Raw genomic sequence first — 17,540 nt, 5'->3', positions numbered from 1 at the left:
TAAATGGTGGTTGTAGCTCAGCTGGTTAGAGCGCTGGATTGTGGTTCCAGAGGTCGCCGGTTCGAACCCGGTCTTCCACCCTAATAAAGCAGTAAGCAAGGTCCCGTAATATGTTACGGGACTTTTTATTTTGACAACGGTCTATTTTTCATCTAAAAAAGGTAAAAAAATAGTCCCAACAAATAGCTGGGACACTTATAATGATTTTCTTAAAAAGATTAATTTAATGCCTTGTCTACCTTAATTTTCTCATTTCTATTAGCGACTTCCCAAGCGGTATGAAAAATTAAGCGGGACCTATTCTGTAAAAGGTCATAATTTATTTTGTCAGGTGTGTCAGTCGGCCTGTGATAATCTGCATGCGTACCATTAAAATAGAAGATTATCGGTATATTGTTTTTTGCAAAATTATAATGGTCGCTTCTGTAATAAAATCTATTAGGATCATTTTCATCATTATAGGTATAATCCAATTCTAGATTCGCATATTTACTATTTATTGTTTCAGAAAGTGTGTGTAATTCTATACTTAATTTGTCTGAACCAATTAAATATATGTAATTTCTATCGCCTTCCCTTTTAGGGTCAATTCTACCAATCATATCTATATTTAAATTGGCAACAGTTTTATTTAATGGGAAGATAGGTTCAATATCTGTATAATACTGTGAGCCAAGTAATCCTTTTTCCTCGCCGGTAACATGTAAAAAGACTATAGATCGTTTAGGGCCATTACCTGCATCCTTTGCAATTTTAAAAGCTTCGGCAATTTCCAATAACGCTACTGTTCCAGAACCATCATCATCTGCACCATTATTAATCTCACCATTTTCCAAAATCCCAATATGATCCAAATGGGATGAGATAACCAAATATTCATCTGGTTTTTCTGAACCTTTAATTATAGCGACCACATTTTCAGATTCAATTTCTGTAGAACTGCCAGAAATGTTAAAATCCATTTCAATTGATAAGGATTTTGGCGTGTTATCATCCTTTATTTTTGGTAGTATAACGTTTACTAATTCCTCATTTAAAACAGCATTAAAAATTGCTTTGTTGTTATTTTTTAATTCCATCCTTCCAGATTTAGAATTTTTCGTTCTATTAAAATAGGAAAGGACTCTTGGGTATAAATTAGGGGAATACATAAGTACTGCAGCAGCTCCTTTGTCTGCCAACACCTGAAACCTGTCCATGTTATCCTTACTCCATTTAGAGGGTTCTATGGTGCCAGTTATGATATATGTGCCATCTGTATTCATAGGTTCGCCATCCTTGATCAGGACCAATTTTCCAGTTACATCAATATCTTTAAAATCAGAGTAGTTGTCATCTTCAATACCATAGGCTGCATAAATGATTTCATTAAAATTGGCGGTCAAACTATTGAAGCTAACAAAATCATCGCCTAGTACATACGTATTACCATTAATTGTAGCCGTTCCACTTGGAGTTTTGGCGATTTCTAATGGTACGGTTTGAAAGTAATTACCATCTACCTTGGCTGCTGGGATGTCAAGTAATTCATATTGTGATTTTAGATATGCAATAGCTTTCTTCTGTCCAGGTTGTCCCGTTTCCCTACCTTCATATTCATCTGAAGCATATGTATATAAATGTTCTTTTAGTTCAGATTCAGAAATTGAACTAGCATACTCAGCAGGATCAACAGCAATTACTTCTGCTCCTGAATTTTCTGCAACAATTGTTTTTTGGGAAGTATTACAGGCAGTAAGCGCTATACCTAGAATAAAAATTATTTTTTTCATTTTTTAAATCAAAATTTTTCAAAAATAACCAAAAGTTGAGACGTAATTACTATTTCTTAATTGGATTGAATTTTCTTTAAAGTATTTATTGTGAAAAGTATTTTGCGTATGGGTGCAAATACATTATTAAATTAGTAATTTACTGTAAGATAATTAATTGAATAATGGAAATTAAAGATTTAGCCGATTATCATCATTTGGTGTCAGATTTATTTCATTTACCTAAAACTGTGGATGAATGGGAACCCTACCGTTTGTCAAAGGAGCAGATACTTCATTTTCATGAAAATGGGTATGTTTCAGGAATTAAATTACTAGAAAAGCACCAAATTATACAATTAAGAAATGAATTGGATGATCTAATGGACCCCCATCATCCCGGTCATCATTTATTTTATGAGTTTCACAGCAATGAATCCAATGATAATGATTCTGTACTATTTCATTCACTGGGGCATTGGCGAATAACAAAAGGTTTTCATGATGTACTTTGGAACCCTGCTTTTATAATGGCCGCATATCAATTATTAGAAAATAAACCAGTGCGTTTTTGGCATGATCAAGTTTTTAGCAAACCTGCAAAGCATGGCGGGGTAGTGGCTTGGCATCAAGACTATTCATACTGGACAAGAACAGTTGCTATGCAACATTTGACTTGTTGGACGGGCTTGGACGATGCCACAACAAATAATGGTTGTCTGCATTATGTGCCCAAAAGTCATAAATGGGGACTATTGAATGCACCGGAGCTGGCAGGGGACATGAATGGGTTATTGAATTTTTTAACGGATGAACAAAAGAATGAATTTAATCCAGTGCCGATTGAACTTGAAGCAGGTTATGGTACATTTCACCATCCGTTATTGGTTCACGGCTCTTTTGAAAATAAATCTAAAAACCCACGCAGGGCATTTGTTTTGAATGTATTCGCAGATGGTACTACCTCCAATACAAACAAACCTCTTTTAAAAGGTGTTCCGCCAATAGCCAAAGGAAGTAAAATGCAGGGTAAGTTTTTCCCAATATTATATCCAGTATTAGGCTACTAATTATCTAATGATATTTTATGCTTGGCCTTTTTTTGTCGTAGTTCTATTTTTCTCTGGATGCTTTCAGGGTAATTGCCATAATCATCCTCTGCTTCTAAAATCATTAACTCTTGGTCTGCAAGGGGGGCTTTTAAATCTTCTGGATTGCAACTTAAAATTATAGCTGCGGTCTCTACCCCAGAATGGCTAGCACCTGCCACACCATGTGACAATATACTTGCACCACATAAATATAAATTCCCAATCTCACTTTTGGCCTTAAATGCAAACGGGCCAATGTGTTTTAAACTTTTTTCCGTTCCATAAACATTACCGTTTGTAGTATGAATATAATGTTGGTTGGTTATTGGAGTTCCTAATTCTTTTGTAACAATATGATTGGAAATACCAGGCATAACTTGTTCTATGCTTGCAATCATCTTTTCTGTGAGCTTTTCCTTAAATTCCAAATATTCTTGGGAACGTTGCCCAGATTCTTTCTCATATTTTTTGAAAGAAGTGAAATCTATAAAGGTAATCACCTCTAAGCTATGATGGATACCGTCATAACTCGTAGGGTCTTTTAAAGTTGTACAGCTAATAAAAAGCCCATCAAAAGTTTCACCTTTTAAAATATCTTTTTGCATGGCGGCTTCATAATATTCATCTGCATCTTTATCTGGGGTAATCCAGATATTACCAGAATCCAAACCGTATTTGGTGACATCGGTTGCTACAGTTAGAAAAAGCATCAACGACGTACAAGAGTATTTCGTGTTACTTAGCTTTTTTTGAAGTTTTGCGCTCAAATTTTCTGTCCCAATCAAGTTATGATAGGTAATACCTACATCTGCATTGGACACAATTTGTTTAGCATAAATGGTGCTACCATTTTCAAGAACTACGCCAATAGCCTTTTTTCTCTCATTACCCTCTAATAGTATTTTATTAACCCTTGAACTTGTTCTAACCTCTCCGTCATATTTTTTGATAGCCTTTGTCATGGCCTTAACTAGGGCACCACCACCACCCATGGGGTAATATCCCCCTCTAAAATAATGGAACATTAGGGCCGCATGTAATATGAACGCGGCCTTTTTTGGCTGTAACCCGTGGTCACCGCATTGTATGTTTAAAATATTTTTTAGTAGGGGATCTTTAATGTGCCAATCTATAACGCGCTTTAAACTAAACAAACCGTATTTTCCAAAATGCCTTGTACGATAAGGCAGTGTCAACTTTTGCCAAAATCCTTTAATATTTGGAATTAGGTAGAGCTCTTCGCTAACTAAATGAAGTAGTTTTAAGTACTTTTTTATATTTTTTTTCTCTTTTGGAAAACGTGAAATTAGTCTAGATTCTAATTCTTCTTCACTGGAAGGGAAGTCAAATTGATTTGTCCCAACATGCACATGTTCGTAGGCTTTTGGATTCATTCTAAAGAACACGAGGTCGTTTGCGATACCTAAACCCTTATATAAATTGCTGGTAGCCTCACCTTCACCCAATAAACCTATATAATGCACCCCGGGCGTGAATCTGTGGCCGTTGAGATAAAAACTATGGCACCAACCACCAGGAACTTCATGTTGTTCTAATACTAATACTTTCTGACCAGCTCTGGATAGACAAATTGCAGCCGCCAAACCTCCTGCGCCTGAGCCAATTATAACGGTATCCCAATTTTCAACCGTTTTATCCTTAAGAGAGGTGTCTTTATACAAATTGATTTATTCCAAGGCTTTTATAATAGCGGCTTCAACCAAAGGTTCCATTATTTTATATCCAGCTACGGTTGGATGTACTTCATCTTCCGCATATTTTTTTGGCAAGCCATTACGTTCATCTGCCATTGCAGAAAAATAGTCAAGATAAATATGACCCTTTTCATCTGCATAATCCTTCATCATTTTATTTAAGGAAATAATCTTATTGGCAGGTTCCAATCCTGGTTTCCATGGATAGTCGTATGCTGGTAATGTTGATGATAATATCACCTTAATACCATTGGCATGTGCCATTTCTGCCATTCCTTTTATATTATCCATGATCATTTCTATGGTTGAAGGGCCCGTATTACCAGCAATATCATTGGTGCCTGCCAATATTACGACCGCCTTGGGTCGTAAATCGATGACATCCTGTCTAAAACGAACTAGCATTTGTGGGGTAGTTTGACCACTAATACCTCTATTGATAAAAGGTTTGCCTTCAAAAAATTCTGGTCTGGCATGTAACCAACCAATAGTAATGGAATTTCCCATAAAAACAATCCTATTTTCATCTTTGGCTGGAATTTCTAATTTAGCATTATCAGACCTAAATTGTTCTAGATTGGCCCAATCCTGTGCTTTTAGGTTAGAATTACATAATAAGGTTGTCACTACACCAAGTATTAAAATTCTAATATTTTTCATTTTAGTATTTTTTAAAATTGAAATTTTTGACGTTCTTCATTAGTTAGCGGTAAACTTTCTATAATCTTGCTTTTATTAGGCCTTTGTGCAAATAAATATACCAATAAACAAAAGGAAATAATTAAGGGTAAAGCGTTTCCGGTACTATAATACACAAAAAGAGAAAGGAATGCAGGGGCCTCTATTAGTATATATCTAATATGGGTAGCCGATTGATACTTTTTCAATTTATATTCAAAAGTGTCCGATGATGTTACTTTTGAAATCATTTTTTTGAAAACGGCCTGACTTCCAAAATAGCCCAAAAGGGCAACAACGGGTACAACGTATAATAAAGGATCGGCACCTTCTGTACTGGTGTTAAATCCTTTTCCTTGTGCTACAGCAATTAAAGTAAATATCACTAATCCCGCAACAAGAGAAATATGCATAAAAGAAAGTGTCTTTAAAAAAGCCTTTAAATCCATCATTTTATTTTAAGTGTTCTAAGATAATATAATTAAATGCTTTTGCTTAGTTTTTGGATTTAATTAAAGTTGGTTGATTTACTATTTGATATATTTACGCGGAAATGAAAAAAAGTATTTTAATACTGTTAGTTTTTTATGCCGTAAACTATTGTCAATCTCAATTATCAGAAGATAAGGCACTGCATTTTTTAGGTGGTAATTTGTATGGCTTAGTTGGAGCAGGTGTTGCAGATCAAATCTCAAAAGGTAATCGTACATGGACATTTGTAGGGTCTCTTGGTGGTAGTCTTTTAATTGGACTAGCTAAGGAAAGTATTGACAAAGCTCAATATGATGGTTGGGACAATGACGATTTATTGGCTACCGTACTAGGTGGTGCTACCGTAGGGGTTACGATTGACCTATTTAGGCAACGTAAAAAGAGAAAAAGAGATGCTTTTTATAATCAGGCCATCGGAAATTCTTTTAGCAATATGTGGCATAATAAACCAAACAAGGAACTAAATACATCTTTGCCATTGCTTGCAATCTCAAATGGGGTTTTAAAAAGAGATCTCTAATATTTGGCACTTTTGACATTGGCTTAGGTGTTAAAGATAAAATCCCTAATATCATCTTTGCCTTTTTTAAGTCTTCTTTTCGTAAGTACATTATATGGACTAATCTATATACTTTAAATCTTAAACAATCTTTCATGATTTCATTAGGTGCTACTTAGCAATTAGCATATTTTACTTTAAAATATGCGGTAGTACCATCTAAGTAATCTGTTTGCACATAACATTTAAGTATAGGTTTTGTACCATAGCTTGACTTCCGCTGTTATAGGTATCGTCATCATCATTATTTCAAGGATGTATAAAGCCGAACATATTGTATTGCTTATCTGTTTTAAATGAAGTTCCTCTTGCAAAAAGTAAATAATAGGAAGGGTAAAGCTTTGAAGTCGAGAAATAAGCTCAGAATAATAATTGGGTTGCATACCAGGCAATTGCTAGTCAACTCCTAGATACCTAGATTCTAATCATCCCATAGTGACCCCTCCCTTAAGTTAATATTTGTATCAAATAAATAATTGTGTATGCTTTAGGTTTAGAAGGTATTTTGGTTAAATCATTGTTTTGATGTGTATTTGACACTGTATTATAAAGCCATAAAGCAGAGATATAATGGGGTAGATTTAGGACGGTCCACCATTCATGGTTGCAATCTGTGTTATGGCAATCCGTATGAATATCATTATTGGGTATTTGGGTGTAAAAAATAGCAGTTTAATCGAAAATTGAAATAGTAATAACCTAATGCTGTTTCTTATTATCTTTAGAATGGACATTTATCTATAAAAATGAAAAATTTAACACGTAGGGATTTTTCCTTAACTCTTGGCAAAGGTTTAATAGCAACTTCATTATTAGGTAGTTCTAATTTGGCTTGTGCTACTGAAGTAGGCAATCAAAAGAAAAAACTTGGTGTGGCCCTGGTTGGTTTAGGTAGTTATAGTACGTATCAATTGGCACCAGCATTATTGGATACAGAACATTGTTACTTGGCAGGGATTGTTACAGGCACACCTGAAAAGGAGTCAATTTGGAAGGATAAGTATGCTATTCCCCATAGTAATATTTACAATTATGCGAATTTTGATTCCATTATTAATAATGCAGATATAGATATAATTTATGTAGTGTTGCCCAACAGTATGCATGCAGATTTTTGCATTAGGGCTGCAAAGGCTGGTAAGCATGTTATTTGTGAAAAACCCATGGCAGTTAGCGTTGCGGAATGTGATGCAATAATAGATGCTTGTAAAAAGGCGAATGTAAAGCTATCTGTTGGTTATCGTATGCAATCTGACCCATATACTAATGAAGTGAAGAAATTTGTTAGGGAGAGAACTTTTGGGGAAGTACATTTTGTTTCTTCCGATGCTGGGTACATATCCCAAGGAAATCCAGACCAATGGCGTTTAAATAGAGAACTTTCAGGTGGTGGAGCATTAATGAACATGGGGGTTTACTCAATCCAAACAAGCATTTATGGGGCAGGAGGGAATCCTATTTCTGTTACGGCACAAGAATTTAGCACACGACCAGAATATTTTAAGGAAACCGACGAGACCATAACAGCTCAATTCGAATTTGTTAATGGAGCGGTTGCCCAAATGTTTACTTCCCATAATGCCAATGGAAATAGATTAAAATGCCATTGTGCAAATGGTTGGTTTGAGCTAGATCCTGCCCATAGTTATGGACCCATTAGCGGTAGAACATCTAATGGTAACGTTATCAGTTTTTCCCACCAAAGTCAGCAAGCCCTCCAAATGGACGATTTTGCAAAACATATCCTTTTAGGAAACCCAAATATTGCTCCAGGAGAAATGGGAAAGAGAGATATGATAATTGTAGAAGCTATATATAAGTCCATAGCGGAAGGTGGTAAAAAACAAAATTTGGATTTGGGCGAAATGGGAATTGTATCTTGATTGGATTATCATCATTTCATTAAAAGACTACATACAATAGTATCAAGTAAAAGTTGCCTAAAATTGTTGATAATGCACAATGGTGTATATCAAGGTAAAGGATATAATTCAATTTTAAAATCTAATTCGTGGATCAAGAATCGGATTTGATGTGCCTCACCGAACCATACCAACAAGACGCTTTGAATATAGCATAAAATGAATCTGAGGCAATCATTGCCTTAATGAAAATCCCTACTGATAAACAGTATGAAAATGTAAATTAGAATTTTTCAAATACACCTAAACCAAATAAGGCAAAATCATATTTAACTGGATCAATAGGGTCCAGTTTTCTGAGATTTTCATCAAGTTCAGCCAAAGCCTTAGCATCGTTTTGTTTACGTTTTAAAAGACCAAGTTTCCGGGAAACATTGCCAGAATGAACGTCCAAAGGGCATGATAATTTGGATGGAGGAATCTCTTTCCATAATCCAAAATCTACCTTGGTGTTAGCATCCCTTATCATCCAACGTAAAAACATATTAATACGTTTTGCGGCCGAACCTTTTAATGGATCCGATACATGCTTGGTCGTTCTACTTTCAAATGGAAGTTCAAAAAATACTTCCTTGAATTTAGAAATAGTTGGTTGCAAGGACTTAGTAGTTTGGTTTTCAGTGAAAACACTTTCTAAACCCGTATGTTCCTTATAAATATTTTGTAAGCTCTTAATAAAATAGTGAAGATCAGTGTGGTTAAAAGTTCTGTGAACGAAACCTTCTAGTTTTAATAAATCATCTTCTTCATGGTTCATTATATACTCATAAGGACTCATGTCCATCAGATTCATTAGTCTATGGGCATTGTTGATAATACTTTTGCGATTACCCCAGGCAATGGTAGCTGTTAAAAAAGCACTAATCTCAATATCCTCTTTTTTAGTAAATAAATGTGGGATTTGAATGGGATCAGTCTCTAAAAATTTTGGGTTATTGTAAGCAACAACCTTACTATCTAAAAACTCTTTTAACGCTGCTTTTTTCATTGTAAGGGAGTATTCAGCATCTGAAATAGTATTATTGGGCCAACTATAATTAAATTATAAAGGGCATGCATGAGAATAGCCCAAATAAGTCCAAATTTAACCCGAACATAACCCAATAAAAAACCTACAAAAATCTTTGGAGCTACTAATAAAGGGGAAAACATAAGCACCAAGGTTGTAATTTCAAAATTGGTGATATGATAAAAACCAAACACTAAGTTTAAAATGTAAAAGGCAACAGGAAAAAGTTTTGAATGTTTAAAAAAAGCCATTGGACCTCTAAAAATGGTTTCCTCAATTAGGGGGGCTACTACTACCGCAGCACCAAAGAGAAAAGTTTTAGAATAATTTTCAAAGAAGTCATCCATGGCATGTTTGCCAAAATTTAATTCAAGAGCAGTTTCTAAACCACCAATGATAAGTGCAAATAAAAAACTAAATGCAATGGCAATACCAGTGAGTTTTAGAATAGCGGTAAACCTGTATTCCAAATTGGTGTGATCGTCAATAATATACTTTGGGTCTTTAACAAATTCCCAAATTATGAACAGCATAGTGTTTTGATTATGCGTTGATGATTTCTTTATCTACAATTTTTCCATCAACCATTGTAAGTTTGCGGTCTGCCATCTCGGCAAGTTCCTCGTTGTGTGTAACTATAACAAAGGTTTGACCAAATTTATCCCTTAATTCAAAAAATAGATGATGTAACTTATCCGCACTTTCAGAATCTAAATTGCCGCTAGGTTCATCAGCAAAAATGATTGAAGGATTATTGACCAATGCCCGTGCCACCGCCACACGTTGTTGTTCCCCACCGGAAAGTTCAGAGGGTTTATGTTCATAACGATCTGCTAACCCTAGAAAATCCAATAGTTCCTTAGCTTTGGTTTCTGCATCGGTTTTAGGAGTCTTTTTAATAAAAGCTGGTAAGCAAACATTTTCCAGCGCTGTGAATTCGGGTAGCAGCTGATGAAACTGAAAGATAAAACCTATATGTTCGTTCCTAAAACGGGCTAACTCTTTTTCATTGAGGGTTGTAGTATCTGTATTATTTATAAGCAAAGTGCTTTCCCTTTTATTTGTTTGTACATCCAAAGTGCCCAGTATTTGGAGTAAAGTTGTCTTGCCTGCGCCAGATGCCCCCACAATAGATACAATTTCGCCTTTTTTAATATGTAGGTCAACACCTTTTAAAACCTCTAGTTCACCGTAATATTTATGAATATTGGAGGCTTTTATCATGAGTAGAGAATTAATGTATTAGTTTAAGGAAAATTACAAAGGCCTAAATTAAGGAAATTAGATAATTGGGGGAATGATAATTGAATATTTAAAAGAGACCTAACAACATTAAAAAGATAACAAACCAAAAAGATTATGTTTGTAACAACTATTTAAGATTAAATTATATAGGCGATAAGATAATATGCTTAAATTTGTTTAATAAAAATAACCAAAGATTAAACACAAATATATGTCCCCATACAGGAATTTAGAAGAGTATAATTTGGAGATCACTGATGAAGTAAGGGAAAGGTATTCCTCTATTATTAATGAAATAGGGGAGGATATTGGTCGTGAAGGATTGGTGAAAACACCTGAACGAGCCGCAAAAGCAATGCTGTTTTTAACACAAGGTTACAAGCAAGATGCGGTAGAGATATTAAAAGGAGCCATGTTTAAAGAAGATTATGATGATATGGTCATAATTAAGGACATCGAATTATACTCTTTGTGTGAGCATCATATGTTGCCATTTTTTGGCAAAGCGCATATTGCATATATCCCTAACGGACATATTGTTGGTTTAAGTAAAATTCCGCGTGTAGTAGATGTTTTTGCAAGACGATTACAGGTACAGGAACGTTTAACACATGATATTTTGGAATGTATAAATGAAACTTTAAAACCAAAAGGTGTCGCAGTGGTAATTGAGGCATCACATATGTGTATGATGATGCGTGGTGTTCAAAAACAAAACTCGGTAACCACCACATCTGGATTTAGGGGACAGTTTGAGAAGATTGAGACCAGAAATGAATTCTTAAAACTAATTAGTGCCAGGTTGTCTTAGAACGGTTATTAAAGGCATTAGGATTTAAGAATTAAATTTGGGTTTGGCATCTTTGTTGTATTTGTTATTGGGAATGAATAAATTTCATAAGAATACCATATGAACAAAAAGTACAAACATCTATTGCAAGGATTACTTTTTGATGGCATAGGAATGCTATCTTTTGCCATACCTTTTATTGGCGAATTTTCCGATGTCCTTTGGGCACCTCTTTCTGCCTGGCTTATGACGCGTATGTATAAAGGCAAAATAGGCCAAGCGGCTGGAGTTCTTACATTTATTGAGGAATTGCTGCCTGGATTTGACTTAATTCCCTCCTTTACCTTAATGTGGATATATACCTATATTCTCAAAGGCTTTAAAAAAGGTAAAGCCATTGAGGTATAGTAGCTAGCTAATAAAATCAAAAAAACTTAACTTTAGCTCAAATCATCCAAGTTTTGAAAAGAAGAAGTTTTGTAAAGAAATCTAGTTTAACAGGCCTTGCCACATTGCTGGGTATAGACGTTGTATTTAAGGAATTTATGCCTGAAGGTTATGTTCCGTTAGCGTTCCAAGAATCAGATCCATTTCAATTATTTAAAAAAGACCCTTCTATGGTTGTTTTGAATGACAAGCCATGGAATATGGAAGCACAAGCACATTTGCTGGATGATTTGGTGACCCCAAATAAGTACATGTTTATTAGGAACAATGGATTAATTCCGGAAAAAATTGATGTTGGGAATTGGGAACTTCATATTGATGGGGAATCAGTTAAAAGTCATAAAACCTATTCTCTTTCTGACTTAAAATCTAAATTTAAACAGTATACGTATCAGCTAACATTAGAATGTGGTGGTAATGGCCGGAGTGAATTTAATCCACCTGCAAAAGGCAATCAATGGACTATTGGCGCTGTTTCATCTGCAGAATGGACAGGAGTAAGGTTAAAGGATATATTACAAGACGTAGGAATAAAGGATGATGCCGTTTACATAGGGTATCATTCTGCTGATATCCATTTAAGTAGAAATCCATCAAAAGAACCTATTTCGAGAGGTGTGCCTATTTCAAAGGCGTTACAGGAGGAGACTTTATTAGCATTCAAAATGAATGGGGAGGATATCCCGCTCGTACATGGTTTTCCTTTACGATTGGTGGCTGGCGGTTACCCAGCATCGGCTTCCGGAAAATGGCTTACTGGAATTAGTGTAAGGAATAAAGAACACGATGGTGAAAAAATGGGTGGAAGTTCCTACCGCGTCCCATGTGAAACCGTTGCACCTGGGGAAACCGTTTTAGATGAAAATATGTGCATAATAGAATCCATGCCTGTAAAGTCATTGATTACCTACCCGAAATCGGGTGCTATATTAAAAACTGGGGATAGTTTGAACATAAGGGGGCATGCCTGGGCCGGTGAATTGGAAGTGGAGAAGATAGAGTTCTCAATAGATTTTGGAAGAAGTTGGATTAAGGGTAATTTAAAGAAACCTGTAAATAGATTGGCTTGGCAACATTTTAATGGTACCATAGCATTTCCAAAAAATGGCTATTATGAAGTTTGGGCAAGGGCCACTGATTCTGGCGGAGAGCAACAACCTATGGTATTACCCGGTTGGAACCCCAAAGGATATTTAAATAATGCCTGTCATAGAATTGCTGTAAAAGTTGCATAATAAACAAACTAGATATTGATGGGAAAAATTAAACAGCATTTCACTCTATTAATATTAGTTTGCGCTTTGGGCTTAGTGGTTGGTATAGGATTTCATTATTTTAATTCACCAAAAGAAACCTTGGAAATTGGTAATGAGGAAAGCAATATTGAAATTGAGGCCGTAGAAGGTGTGGTGGATGGTGTGCATGTTGCAACTGGGCTAGTTAATGCAAAAGGGCTTAACCAAGTGATAACCAATTGTACAACGTGCCATTCCTCAAAACTAATAGTTCAAAACCGAATGGGAAAAGAACAATGGAATGCTACCATTAGATGGATGCAAGAGACACAAGGACTTTGGGACCTGAGTGAAAGCCAAGAAATCATAGTAGATTATTTGATCACCAATTATCCTCCCTTACAAAAGGGTAGGAGGTCTACCCTAACAACGGTAGATTGGTACGAGTTAAAGTAGAGTTCAATCTACTTCTTGCTTCCAATAATCCAGAGAACCGTTCCTGTACCCGCCAGACCAGCACCTGCACCAAGCATTACCACGCCAAAACCTCCCCTGGCGTCCCCAGAACAGTTTCCATTAACGCATTCATAATAAAGTTCATCAGCACCAGCAACCATAATTCCTCCAATAATAGCCAGAGGAACGCCAATATAGGTGAGAATTCGTCCCGTTTTCTCCATTGGATGTTTTCTCCTTTTAAAAGGATACTTCATATTTAACTTGTCAGAGACAGAATCTGTATCCAGATATTCTAGAGATAGTATTGAATTAGAATTAGCTTCTTTTGGCATCATATATGTAATCCGATTTTCAATATTGGTTAAATCATATATATTGCTGGCCCTATAAAATTGATTACTAACTATATTTAGATCAAAATTTGATGATGCTGACTCTTCTACGTTCAGGACTTGTGAACTAACGGAATAAAATGAAAATAAAAGTAAAAATGCAAAGTACTTAAATGCGGTCATAGTTATGGTTGGTTATAAGTTATCAAGCGTATAACGACCATTTAAAAGAAAAAGTCTCTCACAATAGGTGAAAGACTTTTTATATAATTATGAGTTTTTCTTTATATAGGAATACTAATACCAAGATTAATATTCCTTCCTATATTAGAAATACCATCCGATTTTAAACGCGATAAATGAGAAACATAATTTTCATCAAAAACGTTGTTGGCGCTTAATTTTAGGTTTATATCCTGATTTGAAATGGATAGGGTAGTACCCAATCCAATATTAAATAGGTTATAGGATGGTGTGGGTGTTTCAAAATCACTCACCTTATCTTGCTCAAAAAAGGACCTAAGGGTTAAAAACCCATAACTGTTTTTAAAATAATTTTTATTAGATTCAAAGGTAAACCGTAACGTGTTGGTCCAGTTATTGGCGGGTATCAAAGGTAAGTCAGCACCTTCTTCCAGTTTCCCCCGTACAGCTGAATAATTGCTCTCTAAATGCAACCAATCCAATGGATGAGGGTGAATATGTATCCCAGCTTCCATACCATATAACCTAGCATCTTGTTGTAAATAAAGAAATATGGCATCTTGATCAATAAATTCGCCATTAGGTTCTAAATAAATATAATCTGAAATACTATTATAAAATCCGTTTACAAAAAATTCAAAATGCTCGTTTTTATATTCTAAGGAAATATCGGTCTGTATATTTCTCTCATTGGTCAAATCAGGATTTCCTATTTCAAACCTGTTGGCTCCTTCATGTGAACCGTTTGATGTAAGTTCCGCTAAATTTGGAGCTCTAAATCCGGAAGCTAAATTAATTCTAGTTGTAAAACTCTTAGTAAAATCTATCTTATACCCAGCTGCTAAATTGAAACTATTAAAATTTCTATCAAGCGCCGCAATATAGTTTTCTTCACCTAAAACTCCGTTTACATCACCATCAAGTGCTCTTCTATCATATCGTATACCTAGCTGTAAGTCACTTTTGTTAAAATGTATATGTGAAGTGGCCAATACGCCAATATCTTTTGTAGTGGCATCTGGTATTAATATTTCTTCGCCGAAATTACTGTTGGTTTGGTTCATGCCTTGCACACCGACTATAGTTTCCACTGCGCCTAATTTTGGTAAGCTATATTGAAAATTATAGCTCAATGTCTCTAATTCCATATCTAATGCCGGAGCCTCTTCTTCATTTTGGGATTCGGCCTCAGAAACCACATCTACTTGTCCATGATCATGTTCTTCAAATTCTTTTCTATTATTTTTAGTATAACCTAAAATAATTTGTAAACTGGAATTTTTAAAATAATAATTTGTTTTGGAACTAACAATATGGCTCGTGATGTCTTGAAAGGGTTCAATGGCTTCCCTATTCTTACTTTGTTCCCCAATTTCCTCAGGAATACCAAGTTTAGTAGTGTTTAAATTATAGCGTAGTTCTGAATTAAAATTAGTGCCCTGAAAACCTAATCCTGATTTAAAATCAAAATCATTGAAACGCGAATTGGTGACGCGTTCCCCATTGCCTGTTTTATAATCAACATGGGAGTTCCCACCAATTCTGGCAAGAAATTTAAGTTTTTCAGAAGATGTCTTAAAACCTCCATTACCAGAAATCCCTGCTGTATTTGAAAAGTAATTAAGGTTGATGTCTCCTTCTGTATCATTAGGGACTGCAAATTTTTCAGGATTTAGATACAGCACGCCTCCTAAGGCATCTGAGCCATACAATAAAGATGCAGGACCTTTAATTACCTCGACACTTTCAATACCTGCGTCACTAATTCCCAAGCCATGCTCATCGCCGAACTGCTGGTTTTCTAGACGTATTCCTTGTGTGTAGGTCAATACCCTATTGGAACTTAATCCTCGAATTACCGGTTTTCCTATTCCTACTCCTGTAGAAACACTTTCTACACCTGGTATATTTGTAATTCCATCCGATAAGTTTATGGCACCTGCTTTTTTTAGCTCGGTAATAGTGGTTTGTTCAACTTTCATGACATTTTCACGTTGTAATTTGTGAAAAGGAGTGGAAACAATAACTTCTTCCATTTCAATTGCTGAAGGAATCAACCCTAAGGAAAACTGAGTTAGTTCATTATTGAGTTCTAAAGTTTGGGAATACGTTTGGAATCCTAGGTAGGATAATACAATTTTAAAACTACCTGTTGGTAAATTAGAAATTTCATAAGTACCGTCTTCTTTGGTAACCGTGCCTTTTTCTAATTGTGGAAAGTAGATGGAAACTTGTTCCAATGGTTCCCCTGTATCTTTATTGGTAATAGTGCCTTGAATAGTTTTCTGTGCAATGACAACATTGCTAAAAAATGCCAATAGTATGACAGTAAATAAATATTTCATGTTCGTTAATGTTTTAAGATAATTAATCCTCGGAAATCTGTATAATACAAGTAATTACACAGTTGGCGGACCTCTTAAAACAAAATGAAGACTTTGATACTTACTTAAAAAAGTATAATGATTTATGGTCTCCTGTAAAATTTTTGGAGATGTAAAAATCTCGGCAACAAAAAGATTTGGATAGAACAATGAACTAAGTTGATAATGCTCAAAATCACAATCAAACTCTACATTGTGTATATGTAATGTGCCTTCTGAAACGCAATGTACGCTTTGATGCTCATTGATACCATGGTTAATTTTTATTAAGTAGGGGGTTAAAAGACAAACTATGATTACTAATGCTGTCCATGCGTACAAGATATTTGGTCTCTTATTCCCCATATTACAAAGCTAACCAATCGTTAGGTTAAACAGCTGTTAACTAATTCTTAAATTAATTAAATAAGAAACCTAGACCTATCCTTTTGAGCATCTTTTTTTCAAAAGCCCAAAAAAACTTAAACTGACCAAATAACCAGCCATAAATAACAAGTAATAATTGATAGAAAGGGAAAATTAAAAGAATTCGAAGTGTCCAATACATTGTTGAACCCCACCACGTAGTTGGAAAAGTACCATACTCTAATCCAATGAACTGTAAAAAAGGCTTGGCCACATAAACAGACGAGGAACCGGTAATGGAAAAAACGATAAAGATTATTATTAATTGAAAATTGTTGGTAATCCCCCAACGTTCTTTTAGTTTGTTCATAGCTTCTTTATGAACTGCAAAGATAAATTCTAAATACGAGGTAAAAAAGGACCTAGGCGTTGATTATACTTTCTTTGGAAATAGATGAAGTAATTGTAAAGCTTATAGTTTACTTCATAACCATAGTCTATATTGGGTTTATAGTCTATCTGAAGTTCATACAAATTTGGACTGAATCTATTTGGTTGTAGCACTCTCTGGTTCCATTCATTTACCATAATCCAATTTCTATTTTCAAAAAAAGATTGTGAATAATACCCCCTAGGTTTCGCAATGGAGTTTAGCCATGTATTAAATCCAGGTTCAATAATTATAATTTCGTATTCTGTTTTGTCACTGGCAATAGTAATAGTATCTTCCTTAGTTTGGGCAAAAACCTGTTTTTCTGTTTCGGTGATTGTCAAACGTTCCTTTGTTGCACCACAATTGGCGGCTGTTATTACTAAGGCAAAGATTCCAATAAGGCTAAATATATGTTTGAAACGACTCACTTTCATGTCTTTAAGATACAA

19 protein-coding genes and 1 tRNA gene are annotated in these 17,540 nt (G+C 35.1%); 8 read left to right on the top strand and 12 right to left on the bottom strand.

From position 1 onward, the window contains the following. Positions 1-5: 5 nt before the first annotated feature. A tRNA-His gene (locus ACOCEA_RS09965) sits at positions 6-81 on the top strand. Positions 82-218: 137 nt separating this feature from the next. Here the strand turns inward: ACOCEA_RS09965 and ACOCEA_RS09960 are convergent. Then, the gene (locus tag ACOCEA_RS09960; RefSeq protein ID WP_420756084.1) at positions 219-1,772 is read right to left on the bottom strand and encodes a M28 family peptidase; all 1,554 of its coding nucleotides are present in this window, start codon (positions 1,770-1,772) and stop codon (positions 219-221) included. Positions 1,773-1,936: 164 nt separating this feature from the next. Between ACOCEA_RS09960 and ACOCEA_RS09955 the strand changes: the two genes are divergently transcribed. Further along, on the top strand, positions 1,937-2,821 hold the full coding sequence (locus tag ACOCEA_RS09955; protein ID WP_420756083.1) for a phytanoyl-CoA dioxygenase family protein: 885 nt from the start codon (positions 1,937-1,939) through the stop codon (positions 2,819-2,821). On the opposite strand, the gene ACOCEA_RS09950 is transcribed toward ACOCEA_RS09955, so the two are convergent. From ACOCEA_RS09950 to ACOCEA_RS09940, 3 genes are read right to left on the bottom strand one after another with little or no spacing between them, the layout of a single operon-like run. After that, positions 2,818-4,524 (bottom strand): phytoene desaturase family protein, encoded by a 1,707-nt coding sequence (locus ACOCEA_RS09950; protein WP_420756082.1) that lies wholly within the window; start codon positions 4,522-4,524, stop codon positions 2,818-2,820. The genes ACOCEA_RS09955 and ACOCEA_RS09950 overlap by 4 nt on opposite strands. 6 nt (positions 4,525-4,530) lie before the next feature. Continuing rightward, a complete protein-coding gene (locus ACOCEA_RS09945) occupies positions 4,531-5,217 on the bottom strand; it encodes an SGNH/GDSL hydrolase family protein (RefSeq protein WP_420756081.1) in 687 nt (228 codons plus the stop codon). Between the two features lie 11 nt (positions 5,218-5,228). Beyond that, the gene (locus ACOCEA_RS09940; RefSeq protein ID WP_420756080.1) at positions 5,229-5,687 is read right to left on the bottom strand and encodes a hypothetical protein; all 459 of its coding nucleotides are present in this window, start codon (positions 5,685-5,687) and stop codon (positions 5,229-5,231) included. A 101-nt stretch (positions 5,688-5,788) separates the two neighbouring features. Between ACOCEA_RS09940 and ACOCEA_RS09935 the strand changes: the two genes are divergently transcribed. Next, positions 5,789-6,247 (top strand): hypothetical protein, encoded by a 459-nt coding sequence (locus ACOCEA_RS09935; protein ID WP_420756079.1) that lies wholly within the window; start codon positions 5,789-5,791, stop codon positions 6,245-6,247. A 785-nt stretch (positions 6,248-7,032) separates the two neighbouring features. Continuing rightward, positions 7,033-8,169: a Gfo/Idh/MocA family protein gene (locus tag ACOCEA_RS09930; protein WP_420756078.1), complete on the top strand. Its 1,137-nt coding sequence runs from the start codon at positions 7,033-7,035 to the stop codon at positions 8,167-8,169. A 262-nt stretch (positions 8,170-8,431) separates the two neighbouring features. On the opposite strand, the gene ACOCEA_RS09925 is transcribed toward ACOCEA_RS09930, so the two are convergent. Genes ACOCEA_RS09925 through ACOCEA_RS09915 form a run of 3 tightly spaced genes read right to left on the bottom strand, consistent with a single transcriptional unit; the run spans position 8,432 to position 10,441 of the window. Next, complete coding sequence (locus ACOCEA_RS09925; protein ID WP_420756077.1) at positions 8,432-9,196, bottom strand: TIGR02757 family protein; 765 nt, start codon at positions 9,194-9,196, stop codon at positions 8,432-8,434. Then, entirely contained in the window at positions 9,193-9,750 is a 558-nt protein-coding gene (locus tag ACOCEA_RS09920) for a CPBP family intramembrane glutamic endopeptidase (RefSeq protein ID WP_420756076.1), read from the bottom strand. The genes ACOCEA_RS09925 and ACOCEA_RS09920 overlap by 4 nt, the downstream gene beginning before the upstream one ends. A 10-nt stretch (positions 9,751-9,760) precedes the next feature. Continuing rightward, the gene (locus ACOCEA_RS09915) at positions 9,761-10,441 is read right to left on the bottom strand and encodes an ABC transporter ATP-binding protein (RefSeq protein ID WP_420756075.1); all 681 of its coding nucleotides are present in this window, start codon (positions 10,439-10,441) and stop codon (positions 9,761-9,763) included. A 232-nt stretch (positions 10,442-10,673) separates the two neighbouring features. Between ACOCEA_RS09915 and folE the strand changes: the two genes are divergently transcribed. From folE to ACOCEA_RS09895, 4 genes are all read left to right on the top strand, one after another. Further along, complete coding sequence (gene folE, locus ACOCEA_RS09910; protein ID WP_420756074.1) at positions 10,674-11,273, top strand: GTP cyclohydrolase I FolE; 600 nt, start codon at positions 10,674-10,676, stop codon at positions 11,271-11,273. A gap of 99 nt (positions 11,274-11,372) precedes the next feature. Then, entirely contained in the window at positions 11,373-11,660 is a 288-nt protein-coding gene (locus tag ACOCEA_RS09905; RefSeq protein WP_420756073.1) for a hypothetical protein, read from the top strand. A 53-nt stretch (positions 11,661-11,713) separates the two neighbouring features. Continuing rightward, positions 11,714-12,934 (top strand): sulfite oxidase, encoded by a 1,221-nt coding sequence (locus ACOCEA_RS09900; protein ID WP_420756072.1) that lies wholly within the window; start codon positions 11,714-11,716, stop codon positions 12,932-12,934. An 18-nt stretch (positions 12,935-12,952) separates the two neighbouring features. Further along, complete coding sequence (locus ACOCEA_RS09895) at positions 12,953-13,390, top strand: monoheme cytochrome C (RefSeq protein ID WP_420756071.1); 438 nt, start codon at positions 12,953-12,955, stop codon at positions 13,388-13,390. Positions 13,391-13,398: 8 nt separating this feature from the next. On the opposite strand, the gene ACOCEA_RS09890 is transcribed toward ACOCEA_RS09895, so the two are convergent. The 5 genes from ACOCEA_RS09890 to ACOCEA_RS09870 form a co-directional block, all read right to left on the bottom strand. Next, complete coding sequence (locus ACOCEA_RS09890; RefSeq protein ID WP_420756070.1) at positions 13,399-13,908, bottom strand: hypothetical protein; 510 nt, start codon at positions 13,906-13,908, stop codon at positions 13,399-13,401. Positions 13,909-14,009: 101 nt separating this feature from the next. Beyond that, a complete protein-coding gene (locus ACOCEA_RS09885; RefSeq protein WP_420756069.1) occupies positions 14,010-16,274 on the bottom strand; it encodes a TonB-dependent receptor in 2,265 nt (754 codons plus the stop codon). A gap of 54 nt (positions 16,275-16,328) precedes the next feature. After that, entirely contained in the window at positions 16,329-16,658 is a 330-nt protein-coding gene (locus tag ACOCEA_RS09880) for a hypothetical protein (protein WP_420756068.1), read from the bottom strand. A 52-nt stretch (positions 16,659-16,710) separates the two neighbouring features. Next, positions 16,711-17,028, bottom strand: coding sequence for a DUF6787 family protein (locus ACOCEA_RS09875; RefSeq protein ID WP_420756067.1), 318 nt, complete (start codon positions 17,026-17,028; stop codon positions 16,711-16,713). Positions 17,029-17,057: 29 nt separating this feature from the next. Next, positions 17,058-17,519, bottom strand: coding sequence for a DUF6146 family protein (locus ACOCEA_RS09870; protein ID WP_420756066.1), 462 nt, complete (start codon positions 17,517-17,519; stop codon positions 17,058-17,060). Between the last annotated feature and the right edge of the window lie 21 nt (positions 17,520-17,540).

This window comes from Maribacter luteocoastalis, assembly GCF_048890225.1.
GTDB lineage: Bacteria > Bacteroidota > Bacteroidia > Flavobacteriales > Flavobacteriaceae > Maribacter > Maribacter luteocoastalis.
This window is presented reverse-complemented; position numbering and strand designations above follow the sequence as displayed.